Source organism: Brevibacterium sp. BDJS002 (assembly GCF_028201555.1).
GTDB classification, from domain to species: Bacteria; Actinomycetota; Actinomycetes; order Actinomycetales; family Brevibacteriaceae; genus Brevibacterium; species Brevibacterium aurantiacum.
On record NZ_CP116392.1, the window covers coordinates 2914546 to 2932487 of the forward strand.

General features: G+C 63.0%; 16 protein-coding genes. 6 read left to right on the top strand and 10 right to left on the bottom strand.

The features are described 5' to 3' along the window. Positions 1-190 precede the first annotated feature (190 nt). The 4 genes from PGC08_RS13495 (at position 191) to PGC08_RS13510 (ending at position 5130) form a co-directional block, all read left to right on the top strand. The gene (locus PGC08_RS13495) at positions 191-1969 is read left to right on the top strand and encodes an ABC transporter ATP-binding protein (RefSeq protein WP_308298382.1); all 1779 of its coding nucleotides are present in this window, start codon (positions 191-193) and stop codon (positions 1967-1969) included. Further along, entirely contained in the window at positions 1966-3819 is a 1854-nt protein-coding gene (locus PGC08_RS13500) for an ABC transporter ATP-binding protein (RefSeq protein ID WP_271708607.1), read from the top strand. Before PGC08_RS13495 ends, PGC08_RS13500 begins: the two co-directional genes overlap by 4 nt. Before the next feature lie 279 nt (positions 3820-4098). After that, the gene (locus PGC08_RS13505) at positions 4099-4608 is read left to right on the top strand and encodes a hypothetical protein (RefSeq protein ID WP_009882636.1); all 510 of its coding nucleotides are present in this window, start codon (positions 4099-4101) and stop codon (positions 4606-4608) included. A gap of 3 nt (positions 4609-4611) precedes the next feature. Continuing rightward, positions 4612-5130 carry an adenine phosphoribosyltransferase gene (locus PGC08_RS13510; protein ID WP_069600493.1) on the top strand — a complete coding sequence of 173 codons (519 nt, stop codon included), beginning with the start codon at positions 4612-4614 and terminating at the stop codon, positions 5128-5130. Between the two features lie 68 nt (positions 5131-5198). On the opposite strand, the gene PGC08_RS13515 is transcribed toward PGC08_RS13510, so the two are convergent. Continuing rightward, positions 5199-6194 (bottom strand): hypothetical protein, encoded by a 996-nt coding sequence (locus tag PGC08_RS13515; protein ID WP_069600494.1) that lies wholly within the window; start codon positions 6192-6194, stop codon positions 5199-5201. A 220-nt stretch (positions 6195-6414) separates the two neighbouring features. Between PGC08_RS13515 and PGC08_RS13520 the strand changes: the two genes are divergently transcribed. Next, positions 6415-7236: an aldo/keto reductase gene (locus PGC08_RS13520; RefSeq protein ID WP_271708608.1), complete on the top strand. Its 822-nt coding sequence runs from the start codon at positions 6415-6417 to the stop codon at positions 7234-7236. 139 nt (positions 7237-7375) lie between these two features. On the opposite strand, the gene PGC08_RS13525 is transcribed toward PGC08_RS13520, so the two are convergent. The 8 genes from PGC08_RS13525 to cysK all read right to left on the bottom strand — a co-directional run bounded on the left by PGC08_RS13525 (position 7376) and on the right by cysK (position 15646). Continuing rightward, the gene (locus tag PGC08_RS13525; RefSeq protein WP_271708609.1) at positions 7376-8317 is read right to left on the bottom strand and encodes a D-2-hydroxyacid dehydrogenase family protein; all 942 of its coding nucleotides are present in this window, start codon (positions 8315-8317) and stop codon (positions 7376-7378) included. Between the two features lie 148 nt (positions 8318-8465). Continuing rightward, positions 8466-10178, bottom strand: a complete 1713-nt coding sequence (gene ilvD, locus PGC08_RS13530; protein ID WP_096157301.1) for a dihydroxy-acid dehydratase — start codon at positions 10176-10178, stop codon at positions 8466-8468. A 134-nt stretch (positions 10179-10312) separates the two neighbouring features. Beyond that, a complete protein-coding gene (locus PGC08_RS13535; protein WP_009882652.1) occupies positions 10313-11260 on the bottom strand; it encodes a 2-hydroxyacid dehydrogenase in 948 nt (315 codons plus the stop codon). A gap of 52 nt (positions 11261-11312) precedes the next feature. Further along, on the bottom strand, positions 11313-11777 hold the full coding sequence (locus tag PGC08_RS13540) for a MarR family winged helix-turn-helix transcriptional regulator (protein WP_271708610.1): 465 nt from the start codon (positions 11775-11777) through the stop codon (positions 11313-11315). A gap of 2 nt (positions 11778-11779) precedes the next feature. Beyond that, complete coding sequence (locus tag PGC08_RS13545; RefSeq protein WP_069600500.1) at positions 11780-12490, bottom strand: NAD(P)H-dependent oxidoreductase; 711 nt, start codon at positions 12488-12490, stop codon at positions 11780-11782. After that, positions 12490-13668: an LLM class flavin-dependent oxidoreductase gene (locus PGC08_RS13550; protein WP_009882656.1), complete on the bottom strand. Its 1179-nt coding sequence runs from the start codon at positions 13666-13668 to the stop codon at positions 12490-12492. The genes PGC08_RS13545 and PGC08_RS13550 overlap by 1 nt, the downstream gene beginning before the upstream one ends. 244 nt (positions 13669-13912) lie before the next feature. Beyond that, entirely contained in the window at positions 13913-14593 is a 681-nt protein-coding gene (epsC, locus tag PGC08_RS13555; RefSeq protein ID WP_096161181.1) for a serine O-acetyltransferase EpsC, read from the bottom strand. A 126-nt stretch (positions 14594-14719) separates the two neighbouring features. Next, positions 14720-15646, bottom strand: coding sequence for a cysteine synthase A (gene cysK, locus PGC08_RS13560; RefSeq protein ID WP_096161715.1), 927 nt, complete (start codon positions 15644-15646; stop codon positions 14720-14722). 485 nt (positions 15647-16131) lie between these two features. Between cysK and def the strand changes: the two genes are divergently transcribed. Then, a complete protein-coding gene (gene def, locus PGC08_RS13565) occupies positions 16132-16707 on the top strand; it encodes a peptide deformylase (RefSeq protein ID WP_069601391.1) in 576 nt (191 codons plus the stop codon). Positions 16708-16719: 12 nt separating this feature from the next. Here the strand turns inward: def and PGC08_RS13570 are convergent, their stop codons facing one another. Further along, the gene (locus tag PGC08_RS13570) at positions 16720-17853 is read right to left on the bottom strand and encodes a hypothetical protein (protein ID WP_271708611.1); all 1134 of its coding nucleotides are present in this window, start codon (positions 17851-17853) and stop codon (positions 16720-16722) included. Positions 17854-17942: the final 89 nt, after the last annotated feature.

Genomic DNA, 17942 nt, shown 5'->3' on the forward strand with positions numbered 1-17942 from the left:
TCAATAGTTCACCTCCGGCGACAAAGGTGTCAAACGTCGCAATGGATCGTCTCGCAGAATGGGACTGCGTTCGACTGAAGAGTGAGACTCCGCAAACGCACCCGCGGTTGCAGCCTGAGCCCGGGGAAGAAGGAAAGCCCGATTGTGCGAACCATAGACTCCGACACGCGCTCCGACTAGGCTCTTGAAGGTGCGTCCCCTCTTACGTTTCTGGCCCGATCTGCGCTCTCGCATCGGCGTGTACATCGCTGTACTCGCGCTCACGCTCCTGGCCAACGGCATCCAGCTGATCATCCCCCTGATCACCGGTCACATCATCGACGGCCCCATCGCCCACCGCGATCTGTCCGGGCTGTGGCTGCCCGTGCTCGGGGTCCTTCTCATCGGCATCGCCGAGGCGGTGGCACTGTGGGCACGGCGCATGCTCGTTGCCCCGGTCGTCGCCCAATGGGAGATCACCTGGCGTTCACGTCTCTTCGACCGACTGCAGTACACCTCGGTGGCTATCCACGACTCTTGGGAGTCCGGGCAGCTGCTCTCGCGCGCGATCAATGACCTGTCCCAGCTGCGCCGGTTCTTCGCCTTCGGAATCCCCTTCCTCGTGACCACTCCGCTGATCATCATCATCGGCACCATCATCCTGACCTTCCTCCAACCGGTCTTCGGCCTCATCATGCTGATCATGGCCGTACCGACGATTGCGACTGTGACGGTCTTCGAGAAGAGGTACCGCGAGGCCTCCCGGCGCTCCCAAGACACGGTCGGTGAGATCACCACCGAGGTCGAGGAGTCGATTCAGGGGATCCGGATCCTCAAGTCCTTCGGCCGCTCGCCCTGGGCCGCACAGCGCTTCTCCCTGCTGTCGCGGAAGTTCCAGGGTCTCGAGGTGCGCAAGGCCAAGCTCGACTCCTGGTTCTGGAGCGTGCTCATCCTCCTGCCCACACTTGCCCAGGCAGCCATCGTCGCCGTCGGCACGTGGGGCGTCGTGCAGGGGTGGACGACGATCGGCACCGTCGTCGCAGGTGTGACCATCTCCATGGTGATGCGGATGCCCATCGAGATGCTCGGCTTCCTCCTCGCCGATGCCCTCATGGCCCTGACCGCCGCGGCCAGATACTGGGAAGTCATCGACATCAGACACGACATCACCGACACTGACGGCAAGATCGCCGATGCTCCCGATGTGCGTCGCTATCAGGGTGAGCTGGATTTCGAGGATGTCGACTTCCATTTCGCCGACACGGACCGTGAGACTCTGAAGAACCTCAATCTCCACATTGCTCCGGGCCAGACCCTGGCCATCGTCGGTGCCACGGGCTCGGGCAAGACGACGCTGGCTTCTCTCGTCCCGCGGCTGCAGGACGTCACCGGCGGATCGGTGCGGATCGATGGCACCGACATTCGCGATCTGCCCGTCAATGAGGTCCGCAACCTCGTGTCCGTGTCCTTCGAAGACCCCATCCTGTTCTCCACCTCGGTGGCCGAGAACGTGAGTATGGGTGCGCCCGGGGTCGATGATGCCGCCATCTGGCAGGCCCTGGAGATCACGGCCGCGAAGGACTTCGTCGAACGGCTGCCGGAGGGCTTGGACACCCAGGTCGGTGAGCAGGGCCTGTCCCTGTCCGGTGGGCAGCGACAGCGGCTGGCGCTGGCCCGCGCTGTGATCGGCGCACCTCGGATCCTCGTCCTCGATGACCCCTTGTCCGCCGTCGACGTCGACACGGAGGATCGGGTGCAACGGTCACTGCGGGAGATACTGCCCGATTCGACGACGCTGATCATCGCCCACCGCCCGTCCACCTCGGCGCTGGCCGATGCGGTTGCCGTCCTCGACGAAGGACGCATCGTCGCACTGGGCACCCACGATGAGCTGCTGGGATCCTCCCCGCTGTATCGCGAACTCATGGGCGCGTCTGCGACGAGCGAGCACTCGACGTCCCAGCACTCGACTGAGGGAGGTGGCCGATGAGCATTCCCCGTCTCAATGAGGACGAGGTCGAGCAGCTTCCCCCGGACATCGCGAAGAAGGCCCGCAGGCTGCTGCTCTCCCTGGTCCGTCCCCATCTGCCGATGGCGATCTTCCTGCTCGTCATCGTCGTGCTCACGGCACTCTTCCTCGTCATCGGTCCGATCTTCATCGCCGATGCCCTCGACAATGGTGTGCCGAAGGCGGTCGAAGGCGATCCGGGGCCGCTGATTCGGGCAGTGTCGGCCTTCGTCATCTCAGCGATCGCCTCGGCCGTGCTCGCCTTCGCCTCGACGAGGCTGGTCGGCATCACTGCACAAAAGGTCGTCTACAGTCTGCGCGAACGGCTGTTCACACACATCCAACGCCTCGATCTGGGCTATCACGAACGCTCGACTTCTGGCCGGCTGGTGTCGCGACAGACCTCGGACATGGAGTCGGTGCAGCAGTTCCTCACCTACTCCCTCTTCGACACGGCGCTGGCGCTGTTCGAGATGACGTTCATCGCCGTGACGCTCATCGTCCTCGACGTGCCCCTGGCCGTCGTGGTCTTCCTCGGATTCATCCCGCTCTTCTTCATCACGAAGTCCGCGCACACCTCGCAGCGCAGCGCTTATCGCCGGACGCGGACCTCGATCGCGAAGGTCATCGTCCACTTCGTCGAGACCATGGGCGGGATCCGAGCGGTGCAGGCCTACCGCCGGCAGCCCGACCGCCGCGGCACGCTCAAGGACGAGGACACCCAGTACCGCGATGCCAACACCGATGCTCTACGCGGAGTCGCCTGGTTCGCTGGCTGGACGCGGCTGGTCGGCAACGTCACCCAGACCGTGATCATCATCGTCGGTGCCTGGCTCGTCATCGAGGGATGGACTCAGATCGGTGTGCTCGCCGCGTTCATCCTCTATCTGCGTCGCTTCTACGGTCCGCTCGATGAACTGGTTCAGTCCTTCAACCTCTACCAGTCCGCCTCGGCGGCGCTGGAGAAGATGGCCGCCGTCCTCGACACCGACCCCGAGGTGGTCGCACCAACGAGCCCCAAGTCGCTGCCCGCGCACAGGTCCGACCAGACCTCAGGCACCACCTCGGCGACGGAGGATCTGCCTGCCAAGCCCAGCGGCCGCTCGATCGACCTCAATCATGTCCGCTTCTCCTACGGTGACGGCCCCGATGTCCTCCCCCGATTCGACCTGCGCATCCCCGCAGGCCAGATCGTGGCGCTCGTGGGTGCCACCGGCGCGGGCAAATCGACCCTGGTCAAACTGGTCACCCGGTTCTACGATCCCAGCGAAGGTCGCATCACCATCGACGAGGTGGACCTGCGTGATCTCGACGATGCCGAGCTGCGTCAGAGCGTGGTCATGGTCACCCAGGAGTCATTCCTGTTCGCGGGCACGATCGCCGACAATATTCGCATCGGCAATCCCGACGCTGGTGATGACGACGTCGTCGCCGCGGCCACAGCCGTCGGCTTGGACCCCTACATCCGGAGACTGCCCGCGGGCTATGAGACCGATGTGAAGAAGCGCGGCGGTCGGCTGAGTTCGGGACAGCGTCAGCTCGTGTCGTTTGCCCGCGTATTTCTGGCCGATCCGGACATCGTCGTCCTCGACGAGGCGACCGCCCATCTCGACATCCCGTCCGAACGCCTGGTCCAGAAGGCACTGGCGACGGTGCTCGAGGGGCGCACCGCGATCATCATCGCCCACCGGCTCTCAACCGTAGAGATCGCCGACCGCGTTCTCGTCATGGACTCCGGTCGGATCATCGAGGACGGCACGCCGGATGAGCTGATCTCAGGGGCGGGCAAGTTCGCGCAGCTGCACAAGGCGTGGCGGGACTCGTTGGTGTAGGGCGTGGGCTGACGGGAAGTTGGCACTGTGTGTCTTGACTTCTGGTGTCCGGACTTCCTACTCTCATGACAACACAAGTTGTCGATTAACAGTTGCCGTTGACCCACCGGGAGGGTTCCTATGACCTCAGGCCAGAAGTGACCGTACGCGCCTGACGACGAAGTCAATGTCTGTGACGCCCATGCCGATGACGCCGACAGCCGTGAGACGGGGCCTGCTCCGACGGGACTGAGCGCACGGATTGATACCGCGTTCGAACATTCCGCAGGCATCGACTCCATGCCGCTGGCCGATGCGCGGGAACGACAGGTGATCCTCCGAGCGATAGCTATCGCCTACTCTCTGACCCAATGCACCGGCCTCATCGCTGGCCTGCTGCTGGCTGCATCCGGCCTGTGGTGGGCAGCACTTGCATTGGCTCTGGCGGTGTTGATCCCGGACTTGATAGCGAGGCGCTACGCCCGTAAGCGCGGTGTCGATCTCTACTGGCAATCTGGGGCCGCACGCAATGAGACTTCAGTGCGGGGTCTCATTCTCAGCACTCTGCTCATCATGGGGGTCGGTGGCCTCCTCACGTTCAATGCGACCTACGGCCACCCCCTGCTGACCTGGTCGTGGCACGTCAATTTTCCTGCTTCTGCTGGTACCGCAGTCACAATGTTCGTCGGCGCGTTGTGCGGAGGAACGATCGGGTGGTTTCTCCGGCGCAGACGGTATCGGGCAAAGCTGGAGGCATCAGCTGAGCGAGCGGCTGACACAGAGGAGCACCAAACAACCGAGTATCGTTGACCCGTGACGAATACCGATCTCGAACGCGCGCAGACCCTGATCACCTCGATTCCCGACTACCCTCAGCCGGGGGTGAACTTTCGCGATATCTCACCACTCATCGCTGACGGTCCTGCACTGCGTGCCGTCACCGAGGCGCTCATCGCACCTTTCGAGGGACAGTTCGACATCGTCGGTGGCCTGGAAGCTCGCGGCTTCCTCTTCGCCGGAACGATCGCGGCGATGACCGGAGTCGGAATTCTGCCCATCCGCAAGGCCGGCAAACTCCCCCGCCCAGCCGCAGCCGTGTCCTATTCACTCGAATACGGCACCGCGACGATCGAGGGTCCTGATGTGCTCAAGGAAGGCGAGCGCGTCCTCCTCGTCGATGACATCCTGGCCACGGGCGGGACCCTGTCTGCTGCTCAGGCTCTCGTGAAGGAACTTGGCGCCGAGGTGGTCGGCTCAGCCGTGGTCCTCGAGCTCACAGCCCTCGGCGGTCGGTCTCTGACCGGAGAGGTGCACACCGTCTTCGCCGACTGATGGGCGGCAGCCGTCCGCGAAAGCCCCGTCGGAGCATCCACCGCACCTCCCAACATCGACACCGCCGTTCATGGACATGTGTCGTAGCTGTCTCGCAGCTGCGTCTGAGCCTTGATCGCCTCAGTGGTCATAAACTGGCTCGGCTCTTTCTCCTTTGCGCTGTCATGTGCATAGTCGCAGCTGCCGACACTGATATGGCCGCCGGTCAGTAGGTTCCCATCCGTCGACCTGGACGAACCGACGCTCCAGTTGAAAGACCAGGGAGCCGAAGTACCTGAGTCGGCCCGATCAATGATGTCCTCGAGACGACCCACAACGTCGGGCCCTGAATCAACGGTTACGGTTAGGTTCGTCAGGTGGTCGCCGTCAATCTCAATCCGTTGCATGACCTTTTCGAGGTCGGTGCCCACCGCCGATTCCAGTTTGTCCTGCGCCTGCACTGAATAGGGGAATGTCACTGACCACTGGGCATCGTTGCCTCGGTCCAGACGCAACTGAATCTCTTCGGAACCGAATTGGTCCCGGACCGCTGTGATCACGTCGAACGGACTCCCGGACGCACTATCGATTTCAAGGATGTCCTCGCTGTACCTGTCATCCCATGAATCGAACCAGGTCACCCCTCCCACGCCCAGAGCTGAGGTGAGCGCGCGGAGGCGGGATGGCAGATGTTTCAGAGACTCGACGGCAGTCTCTGTCCGAAGGGCGATGGTGAGTCCCGACTGTTTCACCGTCAGTCCACGGTCGAAGTTGTCGAACTCAGATCCGATTTCATCGTTGAGGGTGGACGCCACATGGATTGCCTTCTCGTCAGTTGCTCCGTCGGCCATGATGGCGACGTAGGTGAGTCTCTGTACTGAATTGTCTTTCCTGTAGTAGGTCGCAACCGTCTCCACTCCTGGCAACGCGGATAGCACGTCCCCGATTTCGTCTGCCCGCGAACTGAGATCTGGACTTGGATTGGGATCTGGACTTCTTTCACATCCAGACAGTCCGAAGATCATCACCATGACAGCAATCATGGCGAGGGTGACTCTGCGGACGGGAACCCTGGCTTCGAACATGTCTCCAACGTAGTGAAGGACTTCAGACAGGGAGTGCCAGCAGTGTTCCAGTCCCGTTACGCGCCGGTGGCGCGCGGCACCGAATTCCGCATGACATCGTGTCGATCACACCTGGGAATACTGTTCTTCCGTCGTGACGTTATAGGCTCGCACAGGTACCGTCACCACGGTGCCCGATTGCAGCACGACAGACCACCAATCCGTGACGAAAGGCGGCACCTTGACGGTTCCCACACTCACACTCAATGACGGCAAGACCATTCCCCAGCTGGGCTTCGGCGTCTTCAAGGTCGATCCCGAGGAGACCGAGCGCATCGTCACCGACGCCCTCGAGGTCGGCTACCGCCACATCGACACGGCCGCCGTCTACGGCAATGAAGAGGGCGTGGGCCGCGCCATTGCGAAGTCCGGAATTGCCCGCGATGAGCTCTTCGTGACCACCAAACTGTGGAACGACCGGCACGGTGCCGACGAGTCGAAGCGTGCCCTGGGCGAGAGCTTGGAGAAGCTGGGCCTCGACCACGTGGACCTCTACCTCATCCACTGGCCGGCACCGGAGAACAACAATTCGGTCGAGACCTGGGAGGCCTTCCCCTCCTACCGCGATCAGGGTCTGACGACGTCGATCGGTGTCTCGAACTTCGATCACCGCTACCTGCCCCAGATCCTCGATACCGGAATCATCCCGGCCGTCGACCAGATCGAATGCCACCCGCAGTTCCAGCAGATCGAGACCCGTCCGCTGCTGACCGAGCACGACATCAAGGTCGAGGCTTGGGGACCGCTGGGACAGGGCAAGGTCGACTATGCCGACACCGTGATCGGCGAGATCGCTTCCGCCCACGGCAAGTCCTGGGCCCAGACCATCATTCGCTGGCACCTGCAGCGCGGGCATGTCGTCTTCCCGAAGTCGAACAACCGCGACCGCATGGCCCAGAACTTCGATGTCTTCGACTTCGAACTCACCACCGCCGAGGTGGCGGCCATCGATGGCCTGGAAAACGGCGGTCGCGTGTCCGGTGATCCCGCCGAGGTGAACTGAGGTTCTGACGTCAGCTGAGGTTTGTGATCTGAACCGAGGTTGAACGTCCAAAGGCCCGCTTGGAGCTTCATCGCTCCAGGCGGGCCTTTTCAGTGTCTTCCAGCAGTACTTTTTGCCATCTCCCATCTGGCCTTGGACGTCAGGTGAGCAGACGAACCGGCTCCCCCGCCATCCACGCGGCGATGTTCTCGACAGTCTGGGTGAAGAAGATCCGATACGTGTCTTCGGTGACATAACCCAGGTGCGGAGTCAGCACGGTCCGCGGAGTGCTGCGCAGAGCATGATCATGTGGCAACGGCTCAAGGTCATACACGTCGATCCCCGCGCCGCGAATGCGACCTGCAGCCAATGCGTCCTGCAGTGCTTCCATATCGACGAGGCCCGCCCGAGAGGTGTTGATGAAGATGCTGTTCGGCTTCATCCGTGACAGTTCCTTCGCAGCGACGAGCAGTCGGCTGCGTTCGCTGAGTTTGTAGTGCACGGTCACGACGTCAGCGGTTGAGAAGAGTTCCTCTTTGCTCACTGCGTGTGCCCCGACATCGGCTGCCCGCTCCTCGTCGAGGTTCTGGCTCCAGGCCACGACGTCCATGCCGAAGGCGGCCCCGACTCTAGCGACCTGGGTGCCGAGTCTGCCGAGTCCGATGATCCCGAGTCGGTGCCCGAAGAGGTCACCGCCGACGGTGGACTGCCAGCCGCCGGAGTGCATCGCGGCATCTTCGGTGGGGATGCTGCGCAGCACCGAGAGAATGAGTCCCCAGGTCAGCTCCGGGGTCGCCGAGGTGGTGGATTCGGTCCCGCAGACTGTGATCCCCTGGGCTCGTGCCGCATCCAGATCGATTGATGCGTTGACTCGTCCCGTGGTCACGAGGAGTTTGAGATCGCGCAACTGGGCCAGTCGCTCGGCAGAGAAGAGGGTGCGTTCACGCATGGCGACGACAACCTCGGCGCCGTCCACCGTCTGCACCAGATCCTCGGTGTCGCGGATCGGGCGGGAGACGAATTCGACCTCGGCCCCAAGCTCCTGCCAGTTGGCAAAGTCTGCCGCCACATTCTGGTAGTCGTCGAGCACAACGATGTGCATGCCTGTCCTTCCTCTGATGTCGCGGGGTATCAGTGAGATATTCGCCGAGGCGGTGCGAACGTTGGTCCGCACCGCCTCGGCGATGGATCACTCCCCCACACTGCGGTGGGGAGGCTAGCCGATGATCAGCTCATCGGCTGGAAGCTGCTCAGAAGCAGACGGCTCCGGTCGATGCCGACTGGACGAGCTTGGCGTACTTGCCGAGCACACCGGTGAGGCGGTGGTTCTCGGGGATCGTCCAGGTCTTGCGACGCTCTTCGAGCACCGACTCGTCAACATGCAGGTCGATGGACCGTGCCGCGATGTCGACGGTGATCTTGTCGCCGTCCTCGACGAGTGCGATCGGTCCGCCGTCGACGGCCTCGGGCGCCACGTGACCGATGCACAGTCCCGTCGATCCGCCGGAGAAGCGTCCGTCGGTGATGAGCAGGACGTCCTTGCCGATTCCCGCGCCCTTGATCGCACCGGTGATGGCGAGCATCTCGCGCATACCGGGTCCGCCCTTGGGTCCTTCGTAGCGGATGACGACGACATCGCCCTTCTTCAGCTCACCGTTGAGGACGGCATCCATGGCCGGCTTCTCCTGGTTGAACACGCGAGCGGTGCCTTCGAAGACGTCGGCATCGAAGCCGGCGGACTTCACGACTGCACCTTCGGGAGCCAACGAGCCCTTGAGCACGGTGAGGCCGCCGGTGGCGTGAATCGGGTTGTTGAGCGCGCGCAGGATCTTGCCGTCGGGGTCCGGCGGGTTGATCGTCTCGAGGTTCTCCGCCACGGTCTTTCCCGTCACGGTCATGCAGTCGCCGTTGAGCATTCCGTTGTCGAGCAGAGCCTTCATGATCACCGGCACGCCGCCGATCTTGAACACATCGTTCATCACGTACTGGCCGAAGGGTTTGACGTTGCCCAGGTGCGGGACCTTGTCGCCGATGCGGTTGAAGTCATCGAGGGCGAGTTCGACTCCGGCCTCGTGGGCGATGGCCAACAGGTGGAGGACGGCGTTGGTCGAGCCGCCGAAGGCCATGACCACGGCGATCGCGTTGTGCAGCGATTCCTTCGTGATGATGTCCTTCGTCGTGATGCCCTGGCGGAGCAGGTTGACGACGGCGTCACCGGACTTGCGCGCGAACATCGTGCGGTCGCGGTGGATGGCCGGTGGCGCGGCCGATCCCGGCAGGGACATGCCCATCGCCTCGGCTGCCGAGGCCATGGTGTTGGCGGTGTACATGCCGCCACAGGCGCCTTCACCTGGGCAGACAGCGCGCTCGATGGCGTCGACGTCCTTCTGGGTGATAGTTCCGGCACGGCAGGCGCCGACGGCTTCGAAGGCGTCGATGAGGGTGACTTCCTTCTCGGATCCGTCGGACATCTTCGCGGTGCCCGGCATGATCGAGCCGTTGTAGAGGAAGACGCTGGAGAGGCCGAGACGGGCCGATGCCATGAGCATGCCCGGGATCGACTTGTCGCAGCCGGCCATGAGGACCGATCCGTCGAGTCGTTCGGCGCTCATCACGGTCTCAACGGAGTCGGTGATGACCTCGCGCGAGACCAGCGAGTAGTGCATGCCCTCGTGGCCCATGGAGATGCCGTCGGAGACGGAGATGGTGCCGAATTCCAGGGGGAATCCGCCCGATTCGTGCACGCCTTCCTTGGCGGCCGCACCGAGGCGCTGCAGGGACATGTTGCACGGGGTGATCTCGTTCCACGAGGTCGCGATGGCGATCTGCGGCTTGACCCAGTCGTCATCGCCCATTCCCACGGCACGCAGCATGCCGCGCGCAGCGGTGGCTTCGAGACCGTCGGTGACGTCGCGAGAACGTGGTTTGATGTCCGGTTTGGTGGAGTTCGTATCAATGCTCATGCAGGCACTCTACGCCGGAGTCCATCATGTATATGCCAAGTTCTCGCATGTTGGAACTTGTTTTGGGCGGTCGATCGAGAACCGGTCGGCAGTTCCTCGAGAACGTGCCGACAGTTCCTCGAGAACCGCTGCGATCACTCCGTCGAGACGAGGTTGAGCGGCTGCTCGCCGTCGTTGAGTCGGCGCACCTGCTCGGCCAGGATCTGCACCACGCGAGGCTCGAACGCCGAGGTGTCGCCGCCTTCATGAGGTGTGATGAGAGTGTTCGGGGTCCCCCACAGCGGATGGTTCTCCGGCAGCGGCTCGGGATCCATGACGTCAAGCGCGGCGTGGAGACGGCCGGTGCTCAGCTCGGCCACGAGGGCATCGGTGTCGACGACCTTGCCTCGAGCGACGTTGACGATGAGAGCGTTGTCGGGCAGCCGGGACAGGAAGTCCTTGTTTACGAGCTGGTTGGTCGACTCGGTCAGAGGCGTGATGAGGACGACGACCTCAGTGTGGGGCAACAGTGTCGGCAGCTCATCGACACTGTGGATCTTCCCGCGATCGTCTTCACGAGCGGTCGTCGCCACCCGCGTGAGGTCGACCTCGAAGGGAGCGAACCGATCGGCGATCGCCGAGCCGATCTCGCCGGCGCCGATGATCATGACACGGCGATCCTGCAGGGAGCGGTTGCGTTTGTGGTTCCAGATCCTCGCGCTCTGCGCACGAACGGCATCATCGATGCCGCGCAGGCTGGCCAAAGTCAGTGTCAGGGCGAGTTCGGCCGTTCCGCCTGTGTGCACGCCCGAGGCCGTCGCCACCTTGATGCCGCGCTCCGGCAGGTGAGCGACAGGGTCGTACCCGGTGGTCTGCGTGATGACCAGGCCCAGGTTCGGCAGCTCGTCGAGCAGTTCGATGGTCGGTCCCGAATCGAGGTACGGGAGCACGACGACATCGACGTCATCTCGGCTCAGCTTCGCCGACTTCTCGGCGTCCGAGTAGACGACCAGGTCGACGTTGGCACGCTGGTGCGCCGGAATCCGGGCGATGACGCGGTTGCGGAGTTCAGAATCTGGGAAGGCAATGGTCTTGATCGACATGGTCACATTGTCCCACGAACAGGCTCACTCGGGCAGGGGTGTTCAGACTGTCCTATTCGGGCAGGGCCTGTCCGATGCGCGCGAATACTCGTTCGATGACTTCGAGTTCCTCATCGTCGACATGGTTGAGGAAGACTTCGTCGATGTTCTCCCGGTGCTGACGTCCCGCATTGAGGAAGGCTTGGGCACCGGCCTCGGTGAGCCCGACGTTGTGCGCTCGTTTGTCCTCTGCGCATTCCGTCTTCGTCACCAGGCCCGCGTCCTCAAGCACCTTGATCCGGTAATTGAGGCGTGAGGGCGAGAACACCAGCTTCTTGGCCAGCACGCTCATCGTCAGCAGGTGGGTCGGCTCCTCCCACAGCAGCAGCAGCGTGTTGTAGTCGCTGACAGTCAGACTGGCACGGTCCTTGAGGTTGCCCTCAAGGTTCTGCCGGATGCGCTGTGAGGTCTCGAAGTACAGGCGCCACGATCTCTGCGCCAGAGCGTCGCGGTCCCGACCGAGTTTGACCTCGACCATCGTCATCCCTCGAGAAGTTGAGCGAAGGGCGTGATGAGCTCGGGATTGAACTCATCATCGATGCTCGGGTTCCGCTGCGCGCCACGCCGACCGAACTCGCCGGTCGTCGTGGTCGCAGTGCCGCCGCCGGCAGTCCCGCCGGCAGTGCCTGCGCTCGAAGCGGTGCCGACCCCGTGCAGGCTCGCTGCCAATCCGATCAGCTCCTCGCTGGCCTGAGCGATTCGGGCGTTGAGGCTGCGCCCGCCTTCGATGCTGCCCCAGTCATCGGTGGCGGCGAAGATCGTCGTCGGTACGACGATGCCCTTGAGGTAGGACAGCATCGGACGCAGCACGGTCTCCCCCGCCAGCGAGTGCCGAGGCGTCCCACCGGTCGAGCCGATGAGCACGGGCTTGTTCGCCAGCGCCTTTTCGTCGATGAGCTGCCAGAACAAGGTGTGCAGGCCCACCGGAGCGACCTTGTACACGGGCGCCACGGTGACGATCACGTCTGCCGCGGCGACCTGCGCGAAGGCCGCCTCGAGGTTGTCCGAACGGAATCCGGTCAGGGCCATATCGGTGAGGTCCGAGCTCAGGTTCCGCACGTTGATGTGCTCGGTCTCCGCGCTCAGGTCCGCAGCATCGGCCGCCGAGGTGGCCGCTGCGATGATCTTGTTCGAGAGTTTCAGTGTGGTTGAGTCCTCGCTCAACGAGGTTGTGATGCTGAGAATTCGCATCAGCGATCAGCTCCTTGGTTCTCGTTCTGCTCCGCAGCCCTGGCCTGACGGTCGGCGTAGGCACGTGATCCGGGGCCACCACCGGGGATGGGATCGCGGCCCTCACGGTGACGGATGACGAGTGATTCGTGTGTCGGTGCGTCGGGGACATCGGCCGGACGGTCCTTGGCGAATTCCTTCCGCAGAACCGGAACGACTTCCTCGCCGAGGAGGTCGAGCTGTTCCAGCACTGTCTTCTGGGGAAGTCCGGCGTGGTCGATGAGGAACAGCTGACGCTGATAGTCGCCGGCCCATTCGCGGAAGCTCAGGGTGCGTTCGATGACCTGCTGGGGCGATCCGACCGTCAGCGGGGTCTGCGTCGAGAAGTCCTCGAGGCTGGGGCCGTGGCCGTAGACCGGTGCGTTGTCGAAGTACGGACGGAATTCCTTGACGGCGTCCTGCGAGTTCTTGCGCATGAACACCTGACCGCCGAGTCCGACGATCGCCTGGTGCGCGGCTCCGTGGCCGTAGTACTCGTAGCGCTGGCGGTAGAGCTGAACCATGCGAGCGGTGTGCGACACAGGCCAGAAGATGTTGTTGTGGAAGTATCCGTCACCGTAGTAGGCGGCCTGTTCGGCGATTTCGGGGCTGCGGATCGATCCGTGCCACACGAAGGGCGGGACATCGTCCAGTGGTGTCGGTGTGACGGTGAACCCGTTGAGAGGCGTACGGAACTTGCCCTCCCAGTCGAGGTTCTTCTCGCGCCACAGGCGGTAGAGCAGGTTGTAGTTCTCGACTGCCAGCGGGATGCCCGAACGGATGTCCTTGCCGAACCAGGGGTAGACGGGACCGGTGTTGCCGCGTCCCATGACGAGGCTGATGCGCCCGTCGGAGAGGTGCTGAGCATAGGCATAGTCCTCAGCGATACGCACCGGGTCGGTCGTCGTGATCAGCGTGGTGGCCGTCGACAGATGCAGCTTCTCCGTCTGGGCTGCGATGTTCGCGAGCAGGACCGGCGGGTTCGCGGGTGCCACGAACGGCGGGTTGTGGTGCTGTCCGGTGGCGAAGACATCGAGGCCGACCTCTTCGGCCTTCTTGGCGATCTCGACCGTATCCTTGATCCGCTGATTCTCAGACACCGTGGTCCCCGTGGTGGGATCGCTGGTGACGTCTCCGATGGTGAAGATTCCGAGTTCCATGTCTGCTCCTTCTGCTCGCTCTTCGCGAACCCTCCTTGAACTGAATAACTTCAGTTTTGAAGTAACTAGTTGAAAGTTTAACAGACTTCGGTCGAGAAGTATTCCCGAGCTCTGTCACACAACGATCTGAGCTGCGTCACACATCAAAAGCCGGGCCCTCCGAGCCGAATCCTTTGCGGATGTCGGCTGGGAGGGCCCGGCGAAGACAGTGTTGCTGGGTGAAGCTGGCGAGCGAGCTTCTCGCTCAGATCCAGATAGCGGGATCGATCAGTTCGAAGTCGGCGTAGGGAGAACGTGAGTCACCCACATCGGATCCGGCCGCCTCGGGGTCGGTGCGATTCTTGTAGGGCCTGACCTTGGCCGGGATCCCCACCGCACTCGAATCGGCGGCGACGTCTTTGACGACGACCGCATTGGCACCCACCGAGGAGTTGTCGCCGACGACCACAGGGCCGAGGATCTTCGCACCGGCACCGACGAGGACGTGGTTGCCGATGGTCGGGTGGCGCTTCGTCTGCTCCATCGATGTGCCGCCGAGGGTGACCTGATGGTAGAGCATCACATCATCGCCGATCTCCGAGGTCTCGCCGATGACGACACCGTTGGCGTGGTCGATGAAGAAGCGTCGACCGATCTGCGCGCCAGGATGGATCTCAACTCCGGTCAGCGTCCTCACCGCCTGGGACATCAGCCTGGCCGGCACCTTGGTGGAGTCGTTCTGCCACAGTCGGTGCAGGCCGCGGTGGGCCCAGATCGCGTGCATGCCCGGGTACGAGACCATCGAGACGAAATCATTGGTGGCTGCAGGGTCACGCCTGCGCACGGTATCGAGGTCCTCGCGCAGTGTCGCGCGCACCCCAGGTCGACTCAGCCCATAGGCTGCCGCGCCGATCGCCGCCGCTGCCACGGTCCACAGTGCCTTCATCTCAACAGTCCTTCTTGCTTGTGATCGTCAATCCTCAATGCCGCGAGGGCGCCAAACATGTGTTTGACGCCCTCGCCGCGAAACCGGCATCTGCCTGCGGCGATGCTCAGTCGAAACTTACTCTGCTCAGTCCATGTACTCGGCGAAGAGCGGCGTGGTCAGGTAGCGCTCACCGAAGTCGGGCAGGATGACGACGATGCGCTTGCCTGCGTTCTCCGGGCGAGCACCCAGCTCTTCGGCTGCCAGGAGTGCGGCACCGGAGGAGATTCCGACGAGCAGTCCCTCTTCCTTGGCGACGTCGCGGGCACGGGAGAAGGCATCATCGTTTTCGATGGTGACGACTTCGTCGTAGATCTTGGTATCGAGTACGCCGGGGACGAAGTTGGCACCCAGGCCCTGGATCATGTGGGGACCGGCAGCTCCGCCGGAGAGCAGCGGCGAGGCAGCGGGCTCAACGGCAACGATCTTGACGTCGGGGTTGGCCTCACGCAGGGCGGCTCCGGCACCGGTGATGGTTCCGCCGGTTCCGATGCCCGAGACGAAGATGTCGACCTTGCCGTCGGTGTCGGCGAGGATCTCGGGGCCGGTGGTCTTGCGGTGGATGTCAGCGTTGGCCTGGTTTTCGAACTGGCGAACCAGCACTGCGCCGTCGGCGGCGATCTCTTCGGCCTTCTCGACAGCGCCCTTCATACCCTGGGCCTTGTCGGTGAGGACGAGCTCGGCGCCGAATGCGCGCAGAAGTGCACGGCGTTCCTTCGACATGGATTCCGGCATGGTCAGCTGGACCTTGTATCCGCGTGAGGTGCCCACCATCGCCAACGCGATTCCGGTGTTGCCGGAGGTGGCTTCAACGATCGTTCCGCCTGGCTTGAGCTCGCCCGAAGCTTCGGCGGCATCGATCATTGCGACGCCGATGCGGTCCTTGACCGAGTTCGCGGGGTTGTAGGATTCGAGCTTCGCAACGATCTCCGCGCCGGAGCGTTCGCTGGCCTTGTTCACACGAATCAGCGGGGTGCGGCCGACCAGTTCGGAAACATTTTTGAAGATGGTCAAGACATGTCCTTTCACGCGTATTTGTTCGCCCGGTACTGAGGGCTGTGACGAAGACGTCACACAACCACCAGCCAAAGGCTTCAGCTGCTGATCTCGTCTCGTGGACCGAGACGGTTCGACACCATCATAACCACCCGCCGTCTGCGGTTGTTCCCCAGACGGTTGCTCAACAATCCATGTTCGCTTCCGGCGAAATATGTTGTCATTGCGCGTCATATGCACTTAACTGCCCATCTCACGTCACGGCACCAGCCGCTGTCGGCGATCGAACCGCTGAACAATCAGGCACGTATATGCCAATTCAGCGTCCCTCGACACCTCCTCCCGAGAGCCAGTGAGCAGGTCCGAATCTGAGACGCCGAGGCGGTCATGGGACAGCTCATCAGTCTGCGAGATCCCGACGGGCGGGTCGCAAGGCTGCACACCTGGATGCGCCTGTCTCCCCGCGACAAGCTGCTGTGGAGAAAGCCGATACGATTGTCCTCATGGCTATTCATCCCATCGTCATCTACGGCGAGCCCGTGCTGCATCAGCGTGCAGAGAAGATCACCGACTTCGACGAGGAGCTCGCAACTCTGATCGCCGATATGCACGAGACTCTCGATGCCAGCAACGGGGTCGGTTTGGCCGCTCCGCAGATCGGCGTAGGCAAACGCATCTTCGTCTTCAACGCCGAGGACGAAGAAGCGGGAGTTCGTCGACGCGGGACGTTCATCAACCCGCTGCTTATCGCCTCGAAGGTGCCCGACACCCGCCCCGATCCTGATGAGGAGACGGAAGGCTGCCTCTCCGTTCCCAGCTTGGACTTTCCGCTCAAGCGCGCGGACCGTGTCACGGTCAATGGTCTCGATGAGACCGGGCAGTCGGTGTCACTGACCGCTGAAGGCTGGTTCGCCCGCATCATGCAGCACGAATACGACCACCTGCAGGGCACGCTCTACGTCGATCGTCTCGACAAGCGCTGGTCGAAGAAGTGGAAGAAAGAGCAATCCGCCAATGGTTACAACGTGCCCGGACAGTCCTGGACACCGGGCATCGACCCCGATCCCTTCGGCCACTGAGCCGACACTGATTCAGTCATACTGACGCTTCTCGGATGACTCCAAGCGGCGGTCGTCCTTCGGGTCGTCCTTCGCGGCACGCGGCGACGAAGGCGTGGGTTCGAGCGCGTCGACCGATTCCTGGGCCGCTGCCAGACGTGAGTCGAAATCATCGAAGTCATCCGCGGTCTGCTCGAGCTCGGCGACCAGCCCCGAGATGATCGAGGACTGCGACTCGGCGTCGATCCGCAGTTCCCTGAACTGCCAGTCAGCGGAGTCATCGGCCGCCGTCCGGGACAGCACGTCGAGGACGCGGTCGCCGAGTTCACGTGAACGTTCGGAGTTATGAAGCAGCATGAGCTGCTCGTCGAGTGCGATGAGATGCTCATAGTACTCATGCATCGACAGCACACGGTTGGCCATCGAGGTGAAGGCCACAGCGAGTTTCGACAGGTACGTCTCCACCGACTTCGCGGTCCCCGCGTCCCGAATGCTCTCGATCTCCTCACGCAGCCGCACCAGTTCGGCCAGCCGCACACCGATCGAGGCGACAGCATGGTCAAGGTCGACACGTGAGACGTGGTCGCGCAGGATCGGGTGGGTCCAGGCGCGGGTCCGGACGATCTTGCGCGCAATGGTCACCGCGAGGTGGAAGAGTCGCTGTTCGTCGGTGTCGCGGCCTTCCTTGCGGCCAGGCTGGAATCCCAGCGAGGCGGGCGTGATCCACTGTGCCTGTCCCACCTGCTGACGGTTCTTCCGGCTCAGCCGTTTAGGGTCTCGGAGGTACTTCGGGGCGGTGACTGCGGCGAACACACCGGTACCGACAGCGGTCGTTCCTCCGAGCACCCCGAACATCAGCGCAGCATCGGCGAAGCCGGACAGCAGTGCCAGACTCCCCGGTGCGGCGAAGCCCGCAGTCACGGCGGCTCCGGCGCCGGTTCCGCCCTTGAACAGCATGCTGGAGCGGAAGAAGTTCCGACGCATTCCACCGGTGAGCATGATCGCACTCGGAGCACCGGCGGTATAGCGATACCCGCGAGCGTTCCAGGCCTGCATGATGTCCTGATTGACGCTCTCGGGCACGAGGACGCGATAGATCGGGATCGACTTCCCGCATTCGCTCTTCCACAACGACTTCCACGACTGGGACACCGCATTCACCTCCACGTACGGATGGCACCCTCACGCCGACTGCCGGATGTGTGTCCGGCCGAGTCGGCGTCTGGTCCGGCAGAATGCGAACAGCCACACCCTCC

Coding starts and splice junctions, on each gene's coding strand:
- PGC08_RS13505 (WP_009882636.1), top strand. CDS start 4,099: ATGCCGCTGGCCGATGCGCGGGAACGACAGGTGATCCTCCGAGCGATA.
- PGC08_RS13515 (WP_069600494.1), bottom strand. CDS start 6,194: ATGTTCGAAGCCAGGGTTCCCGTCCGCAGAGTCACCCTCGCCATGATT.
- PGC08_RS13550 (WP_009882656.1), bottom strand. CDS start 13,668: ATGGAACTCGGAATCTTCACCATCGGAGACGTCACCAGCGATCCCACC.
- ilvD (WP_096157301.1), bottom strand. CDS start 10,178: ATGAGCATTGATACGAACTCCACCAAACCGGACATCAAACCACGTTCT.
- epsC (WP_096161181.1), bottom strand. CDS start 14,593: ATGAAGGCACTGTGGACCGTGGCAGCGGCGGCGATCGGCGCGGCAGCC.
- PGC08_RS13540 (WP_271708610.1), bottom strand. CDS start 11,777: ATGGTCGAGGTCAAACTCGGTCGGGACCGCGACGCTCTGGCGCAGAGA.
- PGC08_RS13500 (WP_271708607.1), top strand. CDS start 1,966: ATGAGCATTCCCCGTCTCAATGAGGACGAGGTCGAGCAGCTTCCCCCG.
- PGC08_RS13535 (WP_009882652.1), bottom strand. CDS start 11,260: ATGTCGATCAAGACCATTGCCTTCCCAGATTCTGAACTCCGCAACCGC.
- PGC08_RS13545 (WP_069600500.1), bottom strand. CDS start 12,490: ATGCGAATTCTCAGCATCACAACCTCGTTGAGCGAGGACTCAACCACA.
- def (WP_069601391.1), top strand. CDS start 16,132: ATGGCTATTCATCCCATCGTCATCTACGGCGAGCCCGTGCTGCATCAG.
- PGC08_RS13525 (WP_271708609.1), bottom strand. CDS start 8,317: ATGCACATCGTTGTGCTCGACGACTACCAGAATGTGGCGGCAGACTTT.